The sequence below is a fragment of the Pseudomonas sp. LBUM1643 genome (assembly GCF_059716215.1).
The window spans coordinates 4889039-4906458 of the sequence record NZ_CP166813.1; the positions used below are offsets into that span (position 1 = coordinate 4889039).

The 17420-nt window shown below is 59.9% G+C and carries 16 protein-coding genes and 1 pseudogene; 7 read left to right on the forward strand and 10 right to left on the reverse strand.

The genetic code is table 11. From position 1 onward, the window contains the following. The first annotated feature begins 249 nt into the window (after window positions 1–249). Together ACA063_RS21965 and ACA063_RS21970 are read left to right on the forward strand one after the other, a co-directional pair. Window positions 250–1008 carry a response regulator gene (locus ACA063_RS21965; protein WP_497663359.1) on the forward strand — a complete coding sequence of 253 codons (759 nt, stop codon included), beginning with the start codon at window positions 250–252 and terminating at the stop codon, window positions 1006–1008. After that, window positions 1008–2024, forward strand: coding sequence for a sensor histidine kinase (locus tag ACA063_RS21970; protein ID WP_497663360.1), 1017 nt, complete (start codon window positions 1008–1010; stop codon window positions 2022–2024). The genes ACA063_RS21965 and ACA063_RS21970 overlap by 1 nt, the downstream gene beginning before the upstream one ends. A gap of 22 nt (window positions 2025–2046) precedes the next feature. Here the strand turns inward: ACA063_RS21970 and ACA063_RS21975 are convergent, their stop codons facing one another. The 10 genes and pseudogenes from ACA063_RS21975 to ACA063_RS22020 all read right to left on the reverse strand — a co-directional run bounded on the left by ACA063_RS21975 (window position 2047) and on the right by ACA063_RS22020 (window position 10177). After that, window positions 2047–3099 carry an AI-2E family transporter gene (locus ACA063_RS21975; protein ID WP_497663361.1) on the reverse strand — a complete coding sequence of 351 codons (1053 nt, stop codon included), beginning with the start codon at window positions 3097–3099 and terminating at the stop codon, window positions 2047–2049. Window positions 3100–3165: 66 nt separating this feature from the next. After that, on the reverse strand, window positions 3166–3972 hold the full coding sequence (locus ACA063_RS21980; RefSeq protein WP_194693116.1) for a DUF4892 domain-containing protein: 807 nt from the start codon (window positions 3970–3972) through the stop codon (window positions 3166–3168). A gap of 65 nt (window positions 3973–4037) precedes the next feature. Further along, window positions 4038–4154 (reverse strand): annotated as a pseudogene (locus tag ACA063_RS21985) (thioredoxin domain-containing protein); the annotation flags it as partial. 50 nt (window positions 4155–4204) lie between these two features. Then, window positions 4205–5059, reverse strand: a complete 855-nt coding sequence (locus tag ACA063_RS21990) for an alpha/beta hydrolase (RefSeq protein ID WP_497663362.1) — start codon at window positions 5057–5059, stop codon at window positions 4205–4207. Beyond that, a complete protein-coding gene (locus ACA063_RS21995) occupies window positions 5056–5862 on the reverse strand; it encodes an alpha/beta fold hydrolase (RefSeq protein WP_497663363.1) in 807 nt (268 codons plus the stop codon). Before ACA063_RS21995 ends, ACA063_RS21990 begins: the two co-directional genes overlap by 4 nt. A gap of 148 nt (window positions 5863–6010) precedes the next feature. Next, window positions 6011–6454, reverse strand: a complete 444-nt coding sequence (locus ACA063_RS22000) for a hotdog fold thioesterase (RefSeq protein ID WP_162437973.1) — start codon at window positions 6452–6454, stop codon at window positions 6011–6013. Window positions 6455–6486: 32 nt separating this feature from the next. Further along, complete coding sequence (locus ACA063_RS22005) at window positions 6487–8154, reverse strand: AMP-binding protein (protein WP_497663364.1); 1668 nt, start codon at window positions 8152–8154, stop codon at window positions 6487–6489. Between the two features lie 158 nt (window positions 8155–8312). Then, on the reverse strand, window positions 8313–8780 hold the full coding sequence (sixA, locus tag ACA063_RS22010) for a phosphohistidine phosphatase SixA (protein ID WP_497663365.1): 468 nt from the start codon (window positions 8778–8780) through the stop codon (window positions 8313–8315). Further along, a complete protein-coding gene (locus ACA063_RS22015; RefSeq protein WP_162437970.1) occupies window positions 8761–9108 on the reverse strand; it encodes a DUF4389 domain-containing protein in 348 nt (115 codons plus the stop codon). The genes sixA and ACA063_RS22015 overlap by 20 nt, the downstream gene beginning before the upstream one ends. Before the next feature lie 43 nt (window positions 9109–9151). Beyond that, complete coding sequence (locus tag ACA063_RS22020; protein ID WP_497663366.1) at window positions 9152–10177, reverse strand: NAD(P)H-dependent glycerol-3-phosphate dehydrogenase; 1026 nt, start codon at window positions 10175–10177, stop codon at window positions 9152–9154. A 195-nt stretch (window positions 10178–10372) separates the two neighbouring features. Between ACA063_RS22020 and ACA063_RS22025 the strand changes: the two genes are divergently transcribed. From ACA063_RS22025 to fabB, 5 genes are all read left to right on the forward strand, one after another. Beyond that, window positions 10373–12496, forward strand: a complete 2124-nt coding sequence (locus ACA063_RS22025; RefSeq protein WP_497663367.1) for a TonB-dependent receptor plug domain-containing protein — start codon at window positions 10373–10375, stop codon at window positions 12494–12496. 1 nt (window position 12497) lies between these two features. Then, complete coding sequence (locus ACA063_RS22030) at window positions 12498–13430, forward strand: ABC transporter substrate-binding protein (RefSeq protein WP_497663368.1); 933 nt, start codon at window positions 12498–12500, stop codon at window positions 13428–13430. Next, a complete protein-coding gene (locus ACA063_RS22035) occupies window positions 13427–15328 on the forward strand; it encodes an ATP-binding protein (RefSeq protein ID WP_497663369.1) in 1902 nt (633 codons plus the stop codon). The genes ACA063_RS22030 and ACA063_RS22035 overlap by 4 nt, the downstream gene beginning before the upstream one ends. Window positions 15329–15575: 247 nt before the next feature. Beyond that, the gene (gene fabA / locus ACA063_RS22040; protein WP_010211704.1) at window positions 15576–16091 is read left to right on the forward strand and encodes a 3-hydroxyacyl-[acyl-carrier-protein] dehydratase FabA; all 516 of its coding nucleotides are present in this window, start codon (window positions 15576–15578) and stop codon (window positions 16089–16091) included. A gap of 11 nt (window positions 16092–16102) precedes the next feature. Next, window positions 16103–17323 (forward strand): beta-ketoacyl-ACP synthase I, encoded by a 1221-nt coding sequence (gene fabB, locus ACA063_RS22045; RefSeq protein ID WP_054054895.1) that lies wholly within the window; start codon window positions 16103–16105, stop codon window positions 17321–17323. Window positions 17324–17420: the final 97 nt, after the last annotated feature.

Genomic DNA, 17420 nt, shown 5'->3' on the forward strand with positions numbered 1-17420 from the left:
ATTGTAGCGGAACCAACGGCGCTGCGGGACCCGATGATCGGTAAATCGTCCCGAAGACTCTGGCAAGACTAGTCGGTCCACCCATTGTGTCGAGTTCGATACACAGCCGACATGCCCACAACATCCTTGATCGCTACCCTCGGCCACCGCAACTGACCCTTCCAGCACTTCCCGCCTCCGGGCCGGGCGCCTATGCTGAAGCCACAATCTCGCCGCCGTTGGCAGCCTCCCTGGCAGATGAACGCACGCATGCACATTTCTCCAATACCACTGAACGATGAGCAAAAAGTGACTGGCGATGGCAAACGCTGGAACATTCGCGCGCTGATCGTCGACGATGACGTCCCGATCCGGGAACTGATGATCGACTACCTGGCCCGGTTCAACATCCACGCCAGCGGCGTCACCGATGGCGACGCAATGCGTCTGGCCCTGCAGGCCGAGTACTTCGATGTGGTGGTGCTCGATCTGATGCTGCCCGGTGAGGACGGTTTGTCGCTGTGCCGCTGGCTGCGTGCCGAATCGGACATTCCCATCCTGATGCTGACTGCTCGTTGCGAGCCTACCGACCGTATTATCGGCCTCGAACTCGGCGCCGACGACTACATGGCCAAGCCGTTCGAACCGCGAGAACTGGTAGCGCGGATTCAAACCATTCTGCGCCGGGTCCGCGATGATCGCACCGAACAGCGTGCGAACATTCGCTTCGACAACTGGCGCCTCAACAGTGTCCTGCGCCAGCTGGTTTCCGCCGATGGCCTGGCGGTTCCGCTATCGAATGCTGAATTTCGCTTGCTCTGGGTGTTCATCGAACGTCCGCGCCGTGTACTCAGTCGCGAACAACTGCTGGACGCTGCGCGCGGCCGTTCGATCGAGGCGTTCGATCGCAGCATTGATCTGCTGGTGTCACGTCTGCGCCAAAAACTGGGGGATGACCCCAAGGCCCCGCAATTGATCAAAACCGTTCGCGGTGAGGGTTACCTCTTCGACGCACGAGACATCGGCTGATGCGAGCCCGCTTCGATACGCTCTTCGGCCGTCTGTTTGGTGTGTTGTTGCTGGCCATTGTCCTTGCCCACCTGTTGGCGTTTGCCTGGTTTCACCATTACGGCCCCCCACATCCTCCCTCGCCGCCGGCGTTTTCCGAGGGGATGAACAAGCCACCGCCACGACCGTGGTTTGGTGGGCCGTTGGTCCCGCTGACCTTTCAATTCATCTCGCTGATCATTGCCGCCTGGTACGGCGCCAAACTGCTGAGCCAACCGATTCGGCGTCTGAGCGAGGCCGCCGAGCGCTTGAGCGAAAACCTCGACAGCCAGCCATTGGACGAAACCGGCCCCCGGGAAGCACGGCAGGCGGCCTACACCTTCAACCTCATGCAGAAACGGATCATCGAACAGGTCCATCAACGTTCGAGAATGCTCGGGGCGGTGTCCCATGACCTGCGCACGCCGCTGTCCCGGCTCAAGCTGCGACTGGAACAGATTGTCGATGAGAAGCTGCAGGGGCAAATGCGTCAGGACCTGGACGACATGATCAGCATGCTCGACGCCACCCTGACTTACTTGCACGAACAACGCACCAGCGAGGCGCCTCAATGGATGGATGTGCAGGCGCTGGTCGAGTCCCTGAGCGAAAATGCCCAAGACCAGGGCGCCGACGTCGAAGTCAGCGGCCACTGTGCTCCGCTGCAAGTGCAGCCGATGGCGTTGCGCTCATGCATCAACAATCTGCTGGATAACGCCCTGCGCTACGCAGGGGCAGCGTTGATGACCCTTGAAGACCATCGAGACCACGTGGTGATCCGGGTCGTCGACCATGGCCCCGGCATCGCGGCGGACAAACGAGAAGCGGTGTTCGAACCGTTTTTCCGTCTGGAAGGTTCGCGCAACCGCAACTCGGGGGGCGTCGGGCTGGGCATGACCATCGCCCGGGAAGCGGCCGAGCGACAGGCTGGTCAATTGAACCTGGAAGAAACTGTCGGTGGCGGTCTGACCGCAGTGCTTCGTTTGCCCCGGACCTGAGCGTCAGGTCCGAAGACAAGACTCAGCGACGATCGTCTACGCGGGCGTGGCTCTTGCTCCAGTCAGTCAACAGGCTGTAAGCCACGGCGAGCAATGTCGGACCGATGAACAAGCCGATGAAGCCAAACGCAATCAGCCCGCCGAACACGCCCAGCAGCACAATCACCAACGGCAGGTTCCCGCCTCGACTGATCAGGTAAGGCTTGAGCACGTTATCCACCCCGCTGATGACGAATGTGCCCCAGATCCCGAGGAACACCGCCATGCCGTACTCACCCTTCCAGGCCAGCCATGCGGTCGCGGGTATCCACACAAGCGGCGGCCCCATGGGAATCAGACTCAGCAGGAAGGTCACAATCCCGAGCACCAGAGCTCCAGGAACCCCGGCGATGAGGAACCCGGTCAGCGCCAGTACGGCTTGAGCCGCCGCCGTACCGATTACACCGTTCACTACGCGCTGAACCGTCCCCGCGACCAGTTCGATGTAATAACCGGCACGATCACCGATCAATCGTTCAAGCAGACCATGAACGAACGCCGCCAATCGCGGACCGTCACGATAAAAGAAGAACACGAAGACGATACTCAAGGTCAGCTCGAGAATGCCGCCACCAATCTGCGCACTGCGCGCCAGCAACCAGTTGCCGACCTGACCGAGGTACGGCTTGACCGCCACCATCATGGCGGCGCCCTGCTCATCGATGCTGTTCCAGATCCCGACCAGACGTTCGCCAACCAATGGAATCGAACCCAGCCAGGTCGGTGCTTCCGGCAGGCCATCGACCTGCACATCCTTGATGAACGCGGTGGCATCACGCACATGATCAGCCAGATTGAAGCCCAGCCACACCAGCGGTACCGCCACCAGCAACATCCAGCCAAGGGTCAGCAATGCCGCCGCCAGGGATTCGCGACCATTGAGCCAGCGGGTCAGCAAACGCATCAAGGGCCAACTGGCAAAAGCCAGCACCGCGCCCCAGAACAATGCCGACCAAAACGGCGCCATCACCCATAAGCTCGCGCCAAACAGCACCAGGAGCAGGATCTGCACCAATAGCCGATCATTGTTGATCATGTACGTCTCGAAAAGTCAGTCAGGAAAGAGTCGGCGAACGCGCACTGCACGTTCGCTTGGCGCAGCTTATCGCAATAGCTCGATGTGCAGGCCAGAGCCTTCGACGCTACCGGTTTCCATCCGTGCCGCTCGCACGCCCTGCCCCACCAGTGCCTGACGCCAGGCTTCGGCATTTTTCCCGGAAATACTGACCCGCAGGTTCGTGTCCAGGTTCAAGCCGCGAGACAGCAAACGCAGCCAGGTGTCGTCAGGCGCCTCCGTCAGTTTGGGGAAGTCCAGCGCGCCGGTGCTTTTAAGCTGACGAAGCAAGGTCGCCGAAGTCGGCAACACATCACCCAAGGGTGCCGCCGCGTCGAACTGTTCGACGTGCAGATAGGCTTTACGATTACCGCGAGTGATGCTGTAGAGCGCTACCAGCGTATTGTCCTGCGGTGCCGCCAGGCGCAACAGCAGGTACGCCTGCTGGTCGTCGGCGCCATACAGCTTGGCATTGCCAAAGACTTCATTGGCCCACAGGCTGCTCTCACCGCAATCTCGTGCCTGGCACCAGAACAACAGCTCGGCGCCCTGTTTCTGCAAGGTTTCCCGTGCGGCGGTAAAAGCATCGGTAGAGGAATGTTCCGGCGGCAACTCGTAAGTCACCGAAGTGGTTTGCCCCCGGGCAGTGACTTGGCCATCGAAGCGCAATTGCCCGCTGATCTTGCGGATCGAACCCAACGGGTAGATCCGTTCAAGCTCCACCGTCGGGCGATAATCAACAATCTGCGCGTCACCCATCCGGGGCAGGATGGGCAGGTCTTGACTGCCTGGAACATCAGCAGCAAATAACAGTGGACTGAAACAGCACAGCGCTAGAAAACTGAAAGAACGCATAGAAAGGCTCATCGGATCAGCATGGCCTGGGCGCCTTTGAAGAAGCTGGCGGGATATTGCGCAAACTTCTGTTCCTTTTTGTCGATATTCAAGGCGTGCGCCAAGCAGGGCATGCCGGGTTTCTCGAGCACGATAGAGACCTTGTGGCCTTTCGGGGTCGCAGCGGTGTAGAGATCTATCATGGTTGTCTCCCATTTCAACCCGCCCAGCCTCGACAGTTGCCCGGCGCAAGTCAAGGAACGGCGAAGAACCGATTGAAACAGTCTGCGACAAGATCGGCACCGGCCTCATCGTTCAGGTGCAAATGATGACCACCTGGCAGCTGTTCCCGGCTAAAGGGTAGACGCTCCAGGAGCTCGGTGTGTTTGGCCAGCATGCCGTCAGCAGCCACCACCAGCGTTGCCGGACACCTGACCCGCTGAACGAAGGCCATCGCCTGTTCCGGGCTCAGGCGCAATGGCGAAGGCAGCGTCAGTCGGCTATCGGTTCGCCAGGTGTACCCCCCCGGAACCGGCATCAACCCCCGTTGAGCCAGCAACTCTGCGGCTTCACGACTTACCGCCACCAGCCCTTTCATGCGGGCTTCTATGGCGCGGTCCAGGGTGTTGTAGACCGGCTTGCGTTTTTCCCGCAGGTCCAACTGCGCCTGCAGGGCCATTCCCATGCGCTCGGCGGCGTTTTCGCTTTTGTCTGTAGGAGGAATGATGCCGTCGATCAACGCCAGGTGGGTGACGCGCTCAGGCAACGACCCTGCGATGATCAGCGAAGCGATGGCGCCCATGGAATGACCCATCAACGCGAAACGCTTCAGTCCCAACTGTTCGGCGACTTGCAGCACATCGTGGGCATAATCCCACATGGCATAACCCGCACCGGGTGGCCGATGACCAGAGTGGCCGTGGCCGGCCATGTCCAGCGCGATGATGCGCAAGCCTTTGAGCTTGGGCGCCAACCGCGCGAAGCTGTTGGCGTTGTCCAGCCAGCCATGCAAGGCAATGACCGGCAAACCGTCTTCAGGACCGAACAGATGGGCCGCCAACTCGATGTGCGGCAGGCTCAGGCGTACTTCTTCTACAACATGGCTCATGCACAATCCTGCTGACGTCGACCTTCCCAGCGGCTGAACAGGTTTTTCAGCAGTGTGGCAGTGTCCTGAGGGCGTTCGAGGGGAAACATGTGGCCACCTTGCATCGTCAGGGACTCCCCCAATGGCATGCGCCCGACAGCGCTGGCGTGATGGCGCATGACGACTCGACTGCGGTGCCCGCGAACCACCGCCAGCGGCACTTTCAACTGCCGGGCCAAGCCCGGACTGGTGTGAGGGACACCCCGGTAGATGCTGATTTCCGTCGCGGGGTCGAAACGCAGGCGCAGCGTATCGCCAACCTTGTGCAAACCGTGCTGCAGATAAGCGTCCAGGCATTCCGGATCGAAGCTGCGAAAAAGAGTCTTGCCGGCAAAATAGCGACGAGCGCTGTCCAGATCGGTAAATTCTTCCCGGCGGCCCAAGGTACGGCCGGCGGGAGTCAGGCGATCGATAAAACCGAAACGCTTGGCGGCGCGAATCACCCATTGATCGGCGCGGGTCAGCACCGGCGAATCAAGCATGACGACCCCGCGATACAGCTCGGGACGACGCAATGCTGCGTGCAGATGAAGGACACCACCGAAGGAATGACCGACGCCCCACACGGGTTCCGCCTGCAACTCCAGATGGTGGATCAACTCATCCACCAGGTTGTACCAGTTATCGTCAGCGGGGAAACGCGGATCGTGGGCGTGCTGCTCCAGATGCGTCACCTGATACTCGGGCGCCAGGGCCGCGAACAATTTGCCGTAGGTCCCGGAAGGAAACCCGTTGGCGTGGGCGAAAAATATCTGTTGCGACATACCGGCAAATCCATGAGCGAGATCAGGCGTTGATTGTCCGCAAGACTGCGTCCTACAGCAATGACCGTATCTGCCAGCATCAGTGACAGTCCGGCCAGCCCCTGTGTAGCCACAGGTTCGCCAGCTGATACAGGGGACGGTTAATAAATTAGCGCGCCGGCGGATTTTCGCCCAGCGGCACCACCGCCATGGTCAACCGCGACACGCAACTGGCCTTGCCCTCATCACTGCTCAAGCGGATATCCCAGACATGTGTGGTGCGGCCGATGTGAATCGCCTTGGCCACTGCCGTCACTCGGCCGCTGCGCAATCCGCGCAAATGGTTCGCGTTGATCTCCAGGCCCACGCAGTAAAATTTGCTGGCGTCGATGCACAGGTAACTGGCCATCGAACCCACGCTTTCGGCCAGTACCACAGAAGCGCCGCCATGCAGCAAACCGTAGGGTTGGTGAGTACGGTGGTCGATGACCATGCTGGCGGTCAGGGACTCGTCGTCGAACGCTTCAAAGCGAATATCCAGGACTTCGCCAATGGTGTTTTTCTGGATCGCGTTCAACTGCTCGATATTGGGAGTGGTACGCCACAAGCTCATTGCTGACATCCTTTGTTGGTTTTGTTCGTGAATCAATCCTGCCACAGCACGGTCTCGCTGCGCTCGCTCCATTCTTCAAACCGCGCACCGTACGCTGCTTCGATCACGTTGCGCTTGATCTTGAGGGTCGGCGTCAGAAAGCCGTTTTCCACCGCCCAGCTGTCCTTGACCACCACCAGCCGGCGCAGGCGTTCATGCTTATCGAGGGCGCCGTTAACCTCCTCCAGCAGCCTTTCCAGACTCGAATGCAGGCCGGCACGCGCGGTACTGCCCGCGTCCTGCTGGCCAACGGCGGACAGCACGCACAACCCCAGCGGCGCGGTCAGCCCGTCGCCCACCACGCACACCTGTTCGATCCGCGAATGCACCGCCAGGCGATTTTCGATCGGGGCCGGGGCCACGTATTTGCCTTTGCTGGTCTTGAAGATTTCCTTGAGTCGCCCGGTCAGGCGCAGATTGCCTTCAGCATCCTCCTCACCCTTATCACCGGTGCGCAGGAAGCCATCCTCGGTGAGGGTGTCGGCGGTTTTTTCCGGTTCCTTGAAATAGCCCAGCATGGTGGCGCCGCTGCGTACCAGTACTTCACCCGAGGGTTCGATCCGCACCTCGACCTCCGGGCACGGCTTGCCGATCCAGCCGGGTTTGTTCTGACCGGGAAGGCAGATGTGCGAGTAACCACAACTTTCAGTCATGCCGTAGACCTCCAGCACATCAAGCCCGAGTTTGCGGTACCACAGCAGCAAACTCTGGGGCACGGGCGCGGCGCCGGACAACGCGATACGCAATGCATCCAGCCCCAGTCCGGCGAGAACTTTATGCCCCACCCGCTTGCCGATGATTGGCAAGCCGAGCAAAAAGTCGAGGCGCTTTGCCGGAATCTTGCTGTACACGCCCATCTGGAATTTGGTCCAGATTCGCGGCACGCCGAACAATGCAGTCGGTCGCGCGCGCTGCAGATCCGCCAGAAAGGTATCGAGGCTTTCGGCAAAAAACACCGTTTGTCCGGTGTAGATAGACGCCATTTCAACGAACATCCGTTCGGCGACGTGGCACAGCGGCAGATAGGACAGCAGTCGATCCGCCTCGTTGAGTCCAAACAATTGCGTGCCACGGGTGGCGGCGAACCCCAGATTGCCGAAGCTGTGCATAACGCCTTTAGGCATGCCCGTGGTGCCGGAGGTGTAGATGATGGTCGCCAGTTGATCGGCGGCAGGCTTGGGATCGTCCTGGATCGGGGAGCTTGCCTGCAAGTCAGTCCAGCTGAAATCGAATGTTCCAGGAGGATGCAGCGGCAGACTGATCGTCGGCAGATCCGATTGGATACCTCGGGACATGCCCGGCCAGTCATCGAGCTTGCCAATGAACGCCAGCACGGCTTCGGAGTGTTCCAGTACCTGTGCCACGGATTCGGCGGTCAGGTTGGGGTACAGCGGAACGGACACATGCCCGGCCATCCAGATCGCCAGGTCGGCAATGATCCAGTGCGCACAGTTCTTCGAGATCAGCGCGATATGGCTGCCTTGGGGCAATTCCCGCGCCCGCAGCCAATGGGCGGCACAGCGGGCCTGATGGCCGACGTCGGCCCAGGTCAGTGTTTCGACCTGGCCTCCACCCACAGGCTGAACCAGAAAACGCTGGCGGGGATGACGGGCTTCACGCTCGTAGAAGACGTCCAGTGGCAATCGAATAGCGGCAGACATGCGACTCGCTCCTGTTTTTGTTCTGGAGCAAGCGTAGTCAACCAAGCGGTTGCTTGGTTGACTATTTTGAGGACATAAACAGGATTAACGGATCGCTGCGTGATGCAACGCCTACAGGGAAAATACCAAGCGCTGCCGCAGGGTGGATCTTTCAACTTTCAAGAGTGCTTGATGCCATTGAGCTTCATTGCGCCCGCCAGTGGCAGGTCACCCTCAAGCTCTGCAAGACCCGCGGTTTTCACCGCTTCGGGTTCCTGAACATGACCGTGCTGCAAATAACCCAGCAGATTGCCCACCAGCGGGTTATGGCTGACCAGCAATGCGTAGTCCACGGAAACCAACTGCTCGGCGACCGCTTGAGGACGGTTATCGGGAGTCAGCCATTCGACGGTACGGATCTCGGGCTCGAACCCCAACGCTTCACGAACCAGCATTGCCGTCTCCTGCGCTCGCAGGTAAGGGCTGGCATAGATCGCGGAGATTGGCTGGCCAATCAACTTGGCAGCGCTGCGCAGCACTTCTTCACGACCATGAGCGGTCAGTGCCCGCTCGGAATCTGGCCGCGTGCCATGTGGCTCGGCTTCACCATGACGCAATACCCAGAGTTCATAGTTTGGGTTCCTCATCTCGGACCGGGTGCGGTGCCGGCGGCACGGCGTGCGGCGCTTCACCTTCCGGAGTACGCGGCGTTGGCCAGTCAGCGAACGGCCAGGGTTTCTGATCGCTGTGGAAGCTACCGAAACGACCAATCTGCGCCAGAAACTGGCTCAGGCTGTCGCCGAAGTTCATCAGGCTGGCGCTTGGGGCACCGTAGATCAAACGATAAATCAGCTGAACCAGCACCACGGCGCCCAGGATAAATTGGGCCACTTGCCAGACCAGCACGTAAATGAGCATCCACAAGACGCGCAGCAGGATGGACTCGTATTTTGCTTCTACTTTCGGATCGTTCATTTCTCGCTCCCTGACTCTGTAGATGGGGTCGCTGCGCAAAAATTCAGTTAAACCCACTGGTGGAAATAAAGTCGACGTCGGTTTTCGGTTCACCGCGCATTAATAGCCCGATGACCTGCTCCAGCGTGCGCCCCTCAAACAGGATCGCATGCAGCCCCGCGACCAGCGGCATGTACACCCCCACTTCCTGGGCTTTGGCCTTGAGCACCTTGAGGGTGTTCACACCTTCGGCGACTTCCCCAAGCCGCGTCACCGCGTCTTCCAGGCTCAACCCCTGGCCCAAGGCGAAACCGACCTGATAGTTGCGGCTTTTCGGCGATGAGCAGGTGACGATCAAATCGCCCACGCCCGCCAGGCCAAGGAAAGTCATCGGGTTGGCGCCCTGATTCACCGCAAAACGGGTCATTTCTGCCAGCGCCCGCGTGATCAGCATGCTCTTGGTGTTTTCGCCCATGCCCAGTGCAACGGCCATGCCGGCAATTATCGCGTAGACGTTTTTCAACGCCCCGCCCAGTTCCACGCCGAAGCGGTCGGCGCTGGCGTACACGCGAAAAGTCCGGCCGTGCAAGGCCGCCTGAACGCGCTGGCACAGCTCTTCATCTTCGCTGGCGACGACCGTGGCGGTCAGGGCATGTTCGGCGATTTCGCGGGCCAGGTTCGGCCCGGAAAGCACGCCGATGCGGGCTTGCGGGGCGATCTCTTCGAGGATCTCGCTCATCAGTTTGAACGTATGGGCTTCGATACCTTTGGTCAGGCTCACCAACAACTTGCCGCTCAGGCGCTCGGCGTGCGGGACCAGTACCGACCGCAACGCGCTGGAAGGCAGTGCGACGAAGCACAGGTCGCAGGCTTCCAGCGTGGCTTGCAAGTCGGTGACAGGCTCTACGGCCGGCAAAATCTTGATGCCTTTGAGGTAGCGCGGGTTCTCGCGATTGACCCGAATGGCCTCGGCCTGTTCGGGATCTCGCATCCACTGTCGGACCTGGTGCCCGTTCTCGGCCAGAAGATTGGCCACGGCGGTACCAAAACTTCCGCCTCCCAGTACCGCGATTGGGCGCTGTTCAGTCATATGTAATCCGTTTATCCATACAGTGGCGATGCCGGCATTATACGGAGCGTCCGGGTCGCGGCCAGCCCTCGCGACAATTACCCGCATCAGTTGGAAGAAGACCCATGAAACCCGGGGAAATGCCGGGATTGTGACTGGATAATTCAATCGGCTCGGTTACCATGCGCGCCAGTTAATCACTATCAAGGATGTGTTGTGTCAATTGGCGCTACGTCACCCCGCTCGCCGCTGGTTCTGGCGCTGGTCTTCAGCTCGCCCTTGATGGCTGACGACCTGTTCCTCGACAGCGAGCCGCTCCCGCAGATTCTGACGGCGACGCGGCTCAAACAGTCGCCGGCTGCGGTACCTGGCAGCATGACGGTGATCGACAGCCAGCTGATCAACGCCAGCGGCGCGCGGGATATCAGCGAGTTGCTGCGCCTGGTGCCGGGAATGATGGTCGGTAACATCAACGGCAATCAGCCAGCGGTGAATTACCACGGCACCAACGCTACCGCAGCGCGACGCATGCAGGTGCTGATCGATGGCCGTTCGGTGTACCGCGCAGGCCTGGCCACAGTGGACTGGAGCGACATCGCGGTCGCCATGGAGGACATCGAACGCATCGAAGTCTTCCGCGGCCCGAATACCGTCAGCTATGGCGCCAATGCGTTGATGGCCGTGGTCAACATCATCACGCGCAACCCGGCCGACAGCCATGGCACACGGATGAAAGTCACCCGGGGTCAGCGCGGCATCAACGACTTTTACGCCAGCCAGGGCACCGGCTGGGACGGTGGAGACTTGCGCCTGTCCCTCTCAGGCCTGCAAGACGACGGTTTCGACTCGGATCGCAACGGTGCCGATTATCGCGACAGTCGTCGCCTGAACCGTTTCAATCTTGCCGTCAGCCAGGCACTCGACGAACGACAAAGCATCGATTGGCAATTGAATGCCAAGGACGGGACGAACCAGCGGCCGTACACCTATCGCCCGGTGTTCTCGGGGATTACGGATGCCGGTGACAATGCCGATGCCATCGCCAAGACATACGCAGGCTCGTTGCGCTGGAACCTGGACATCAATCCCGATCACAGCCTGTATGTCCAGGGCACAGCCCAGCACTGGGACCGACAGCAGACATGGCGCGCCTGCGATGCCGAACTGTCCTTCAGCCCGGAATTGACCCGGCTCTGGCAGCTCAACCCCAATTACACCGAACGCCTGGCGCGCAATATCGAGCGTTTCACTGGTCAGGGCGCCACGCCGGGGACCGCTCAGGAACGGGAATTGGCTAATCAAGTGCTGGCTCAATGGGGGCACGGGGCCCGCAAGACCTTGTGTGGCGACATCGACCAAAGCTCCCGGGAATCGCGCTACGAACTCGAACTGCAAGACACGCTTAGCCTGTCCGAGAGTCTGCGTCTGGTCAGTGGCATGAACTATCGTTACGACCGGGCCGATTCCGATACCTACTTCAATGGCACACTCGACGACACCACCTGGCGGACATTTGGCCAACTCGAGTGGCGCGCCACCGAGCACTGGCTGCTTCAGGGTGGAGCGATGTTCGAGGATGCGCGGTTGAGCGGCAGTTCGCTGACGCCGCGCGTCGCGGTCAATTACCTGATCAATCCGCGTCATGGCCTGCGGGCGGTGTACTCCGAAGCCGTGCGATCGCCGGACATGTTCGAGAACAACGTCAACTGGAGCTACCGGGTGACCAATTTGAAGCCAGGCGCCTACGGACAGTCCAGTGCCCGCTATTTCGTCAGGACCCGTGGCCCCGGTGATCTCGACCAGGAACACATGCGCTCCAGAGAATTGGGCTACAACGGCTTTTTCGCCGAACAGGGATTGGCCGTTGATATGAAGTTCTTCTACGACGAAATCACCGGCATGATCAGCGAACCCCTGCGCAACAATCAGTACATCGCCAGCAACGCCAACACGGCACGTTTTACCGGGGCTGAAACGCAGTTCGACTGGAACATCAGCCGCGCCGACCGCCTGCGTCTGACCTACGCCTATGTAGACGCCCAGGCGAGCAATCCGCTGGATGAGCAACAGACCGCGCGCAAGAGTGGTTCCGCCGGCTGGTTACGTGACTGGGGCAAAGGCTGGAGCAGTGCACTTTTCTACTATGGCGATGACGCGCTCAATGGCTACCGCTTCGAAAGGTTCGACACACGCATCGCCAAGCGCATCCATTTCGGCAAGGCCCGTCTGGAACTGGCCGGCGTGATGCAGCAGCGTCTCGACCATCAACCAACCACCTTCATCGACAACAACTATGACGAGCGTCGTGTGATGTACTTCAGCGCGGAGCTGGAGTTTTAAGATGTCGCGCTGCCGGCCACGCAAGACGCCAACCTTTGGCCGCCTGCTGGTCGGGTTGTGCCTGCTGTTTGCCGGTCTGCTGAGTCATTTTTCGGCGAACTCTGCCGACATTCTGCTGATCGGCGCTGAGGACAGCCCCGGCATGCAGACTTTCACCACGGCCCTGAGCGAGAAACGCCCGCGCGACACGGTGCGCTTTGAACCACTGTCCAACCTGTCGCTGCCGGGCCAACTGCCGATCAATACGCGCTTGATCCTGCTCGACCTGCCGAGCCTGGACTGGCGTCTGCAAGACGCCGAGGGGCCGCCGACAATGGTGCTGCGCATCAGCCGCCTGCAAGCGCGCACTCGACTGGGTACCAACCTGCCTTCGCACCTGAGCCTGTTATGGAGTGATCCTCCGCTGGAACGACAACTGCGCCTCACCCGAATCCTGTTGCCTCAGGCCCGGCGCATTGGTGTCCTTTTCGACCAGCACAGTGCATTTCTACTGAAAGAACTCCGCCTGGCAGCCATGCCATTGGGTCTTGAGATTGTGGCCGAACACTGGGACGACACTAATGACAGCCGTCCCTTGCAAACCCTGCTGAAAAACAGCGATGTGCTACTCGGGCTTGACGATCCTGACCTGTACAACCCCAAAACGGCGAAGAACCTGTTGCTCAGCAGTTACACACGGCACACGGCACTGATTGGCCCCAACGCCGCGTTCGTCAAGGCCGGCAGCCTGGCCAGTACCTATAGCGATCAGAACGACTGGCTGGCGATTCTCGACCAAATGCTCGACCGGCCGACCTCCACGTGGCCGCGCACGCTCTATCCAAATCACTTCAAAGTATTGAGTAACCCGCAAGTGGCTCGTTCATTAGGTGTCGAACAGATAGATGAAACTTCTGTCGCAACCCAGTTGGCCGCAGGAGAACGCCGCCCGTGACATTCCACCGTCGTTGGGACATCAACACGCGTACCCAGATCATCAGCCTCGGCCCTGCCCTGTTGCTGACGTTGCTGTTGATCAGCTTCTTCACGTTCGTGCGCATCCAGGACCTGCGCCAGGAGCTCAACCACACCGGACAGTTGATCGCCAACCAGTTGGCGCCGGCCACCGAGTACGGGGTGATCTCGGGCAACAATGAGGTACTCGAAAGCCTGCTCAAGGCGACCCTGGCCACGCCCAACGTCCGCTTTCTGGAGGTTCAGGACAGTGCAAACCGGATTCTGGTGTACGTCGAGCACCCTTCCGAAACCCACACTCGCTCGCAACAGGTCGAAGTGTTCCAGGCGCCGGTACGGTTGCAACGGATCGCTCTGAGCACTGATTTCTTCCAGAACAGTCGCGTCGCCAATCTGGCCCCGACCGAGGATTATCTGGGCCGGGTAATCGTGGGGCTGTCCAATGACGCCTTCAGCCAGCGCCAACAGGAAATCCTGCTCAAGGCAGCCATCCTGGCGCTGTTCGCGTTGCTGTTTACCTTCCTGATCGCCCGGCGACTGGCGGGCAGCCTCTCTCAACCCATTCGCGATATCGGTCATGCGGTGAAAGCGATTCAGGACGGCGACTACAAAACCCCGCTGCCTATTGTCGACGACACTGAACTGGGCGCGCTGTCACAGCACATCAACAACCTGGCAAACGGTCTCGAGCAAGCCAGCCGCGAACAGCATCAGGCGATGGCGCAACTGATCCAGACCCGCGAGGAGGCGGAAAAAGCCAACAACGCCAAATCCGACTTCCTCGCGATGATGAGCCACGAATTGCGCACCCCGATGAACGGCGTTCTCGGCATGCTGCAGCTTTTGGAAACAACCGAGATGACCGACGAGCAGGTCGAATACGCAGCGCTCGCCTCGGAGTCCACCGAGCACCTGCTCAAGGTGATCAATGACATCCTCGACTTCTCGCGCATCGAGCGTGCGGAGCTGGACCTTGAGCATATTCCATTCAATCTCGCGGACCTGATCAGCAGCTGCGCCCAAGCGTTCCAGCACAGTGCCGTGCAACGCGGGCTCGACCTTTCGCTGCAAATCCCCGAGGACATGCAGACGCTACAGGTCCAGGGCGACCCGACGCGCATCCGGCAGATTCTGGTGAACCTGGTGGGTAACGCGCTGAAGTTCACCGAGCACGGGCGTGTCAGCATCGAGCCGCAATGGCAGTCGCTGGATCATGAGCTGCTGTGGTTTACCTGCACCGTTCGCGACAGCGGCATCGGGATTTCGGCCGAAAGCCTGGAGCTGATGTTCAACGCGTTCCAGCAAGCCGACAGTTCCATTTCACGGCGCTATGGCGGTACCGGCCTGGGTTTGTCGATTGCCCGCACGCTGGCGGAACGCATGGGTGGCACGTTGCGGGCCCAGAGCGAAGAAGGTTTGGGCTCGGTGTTTACTTTGGAAATTCCACTGGCGCTTTTTAAACAGAAGATGCCAGTGCCAGCGCCGCGAGTAGTGACGGCCAACAACAACGGTAACGGGCGCAACGTACTGCTGGTGGAAGACAACCCGGTGAACCAGACGGTCATCGAGGCAATGTTGCGCAGCCTGGGCTTTACTGTCAGCGTCGCGACCGATGGTGCGCAAGCCGTGCGCAGCGCCGAGAGCCTGATATTCGAAGCGATCCTGATGGATTGTCGGTTGCCGATCATGGACGGCTACGAGGCGACCCGACAGATTCGCCAATTACCCGGTTGCAGCGACGTGCCGATTATCGCCCTGACCGCCAACGCTCTGCAGGGCGACCGTGAAGCCTGTTTATCGGCGGGCATGAACGATTACCTGGCCAAGCCCTTCAAACGAACTGACCTACAGCAAATTCTGCAGCGCTGGCTGCAGTAGTGCAGGCCTTTCGACCATCTGCGACTGGCGTGAAAGGCGAAAGTGCGGCAGTCTTAGGCACCCGAACAGGCCCGAAAAGGGGCTTGAAAAATAATTTCAGTGCACAAGTGTACATTCATGTCCTTGGCGCTGTGACTTTCACCACAACGCAATAGTCTATGAGTAGGCTGCTGATTCGAGGCATGAACGCTTTGATCGGCCGGGAAGATTCGCCCCACCTGCCGCATGGGATTATTGAGGAGCTCGCATGACCAAACAAAACGCCTTTACTCGGGAAGACCTGCTGCGCTGCAGTCGCGGTGAGCTGTTCGGCCCAGGTAACGCGCAACTGCCCGCCCCGAACATGCTGATGGTGGATCGCATCACCCATATCAGCGAAGAAGGCGGCAAGTACGGCAAAGGTGAATTGGTCGCCGAGCTGGATATCACCCCGGACCTGTGGTTCTTCGCTTGCCATTTCGAAGGCGATCCGGTGATGCCAGGCTGCCTGGGCCTTGATGCCATGTGGCAACTGGTCGGCTTCTTCCTCGGCTGGCAAGGTCTGCCGGGCCGCGGTCGCGCCCTGGGTTCGGGCGAAGTGAAGTTCTTTGGTCAGGTTCTGCCGACCGCCAAAAAAGTTACGTATAACATTCAGATTAAACGCGTCCTGAAGGGCAAGCTGAACCTGGCCATCGCCGACGGTTCGGTCAGTGTCGACGGCCGCGAGATCTACACCGCCGAAGGCCTTCGGGTCGGCGTTTTCACCTCCACTGACAACTTCTAAGGGTTATCCGCATGCGCCGCGTCGTTATCACTGGTCTGGGCATCGTTTCGTGCCTGGGCAATGACAAAGAGACCGTCTCCGCTAACCTGCGTGCAAGTCGCCCTGGCATCCGGTTCAATCCGGAATATGCCGAAATGGGTCTGCGTAGCCAGGTTTCCGGCTCCATTGACCTTCCCCTCGAAGAGCTGATCGATCGCAAGATCTATCGCTTCGTCGGCCACGCGGCGGCTTACGCCTACCTGGCCATGAAAGACGCCATCACCGATTCCGGTCTGACCGATGAGCAAGTCTCCAACCCGCGCACTGGCCTGATCGCCGGTTCCGGTGGTGCCTCCACGCTGAACCAGATGGAAGCACTGGACATCCTGCGCGAGAAAGGCGTGAAGCGCGTTGGCCCATACCGTGTGACACGGACCATGAGCAGCACCGTTTCTGCTTGCCTGGCCACGCCGTTCAAGATCAAGGGCCTGAACTACTCCATCGCTTCTGCCTGCGCCACCAGTGCTCACTGCATCGGTACCGCCATGGAACAGATCCAGATGGGCAAGCAGGACATCGTGTTCGCCGGCGGCGGTGAAGAAGAGCATTGGAGCCAGTCGTTCCTGTTCGACGCCATGGGCGCATTGTCCAGCCAGTACAACGAAACCCCGGAAAAAGCCTCCCGTGCCTACGACGCCAAGCGTGACGGTTTCGTCATTGCCGGCGGTGGCGGCATGGTCGTGGTCGAAGAGCTGGAACACGCTCTGGCTCGCGGCGCGAAGATCTACGCGGAAATCGTTGGCTACGGCGCGACTTCCGACGGCTACGACATGGTCGCTCCAAGCGGCGAAGGTGCCATCCGCTGCATGCAGATGGCCATGTCCACCGTCGATACTCCGATCGACTACCTGAACACTCACGGCACCTCGACTCCGGTCGGCGATGTCGCGGAAATGAAAGGTGTGCGTGAAGTGTTCGGCGCCAATGCTCCGGCCATCAGCTCCACCAAGAGCCTGTCGGGTCACTCCCTGGGCGCCGCCGGCGTTCACGAAGCGATCTACTGCATGCTGATGATGGAAGGCAACTTCATGGCGGGTTCCGCCAACATCGACGAACTGGATCCGGAAGTGGCTGACATGCCAATCCTGACCAAGACTCGCGAAGACGCCACCATCAACACCGTGATGAGCAACAGCTTTGGTTTCGGTGGCACTAACGCTACCTTGGTACTGAAGCGCTGGGCCGGTAAGTAAAACCCGCCCTGCTACGCCGTACATGAAAACGCCCCGACTGGTTCGGGGCGTTTTTTTGTTCCTGAAGAAATGCATTCACCCTGTAGGAGCTGTGTAG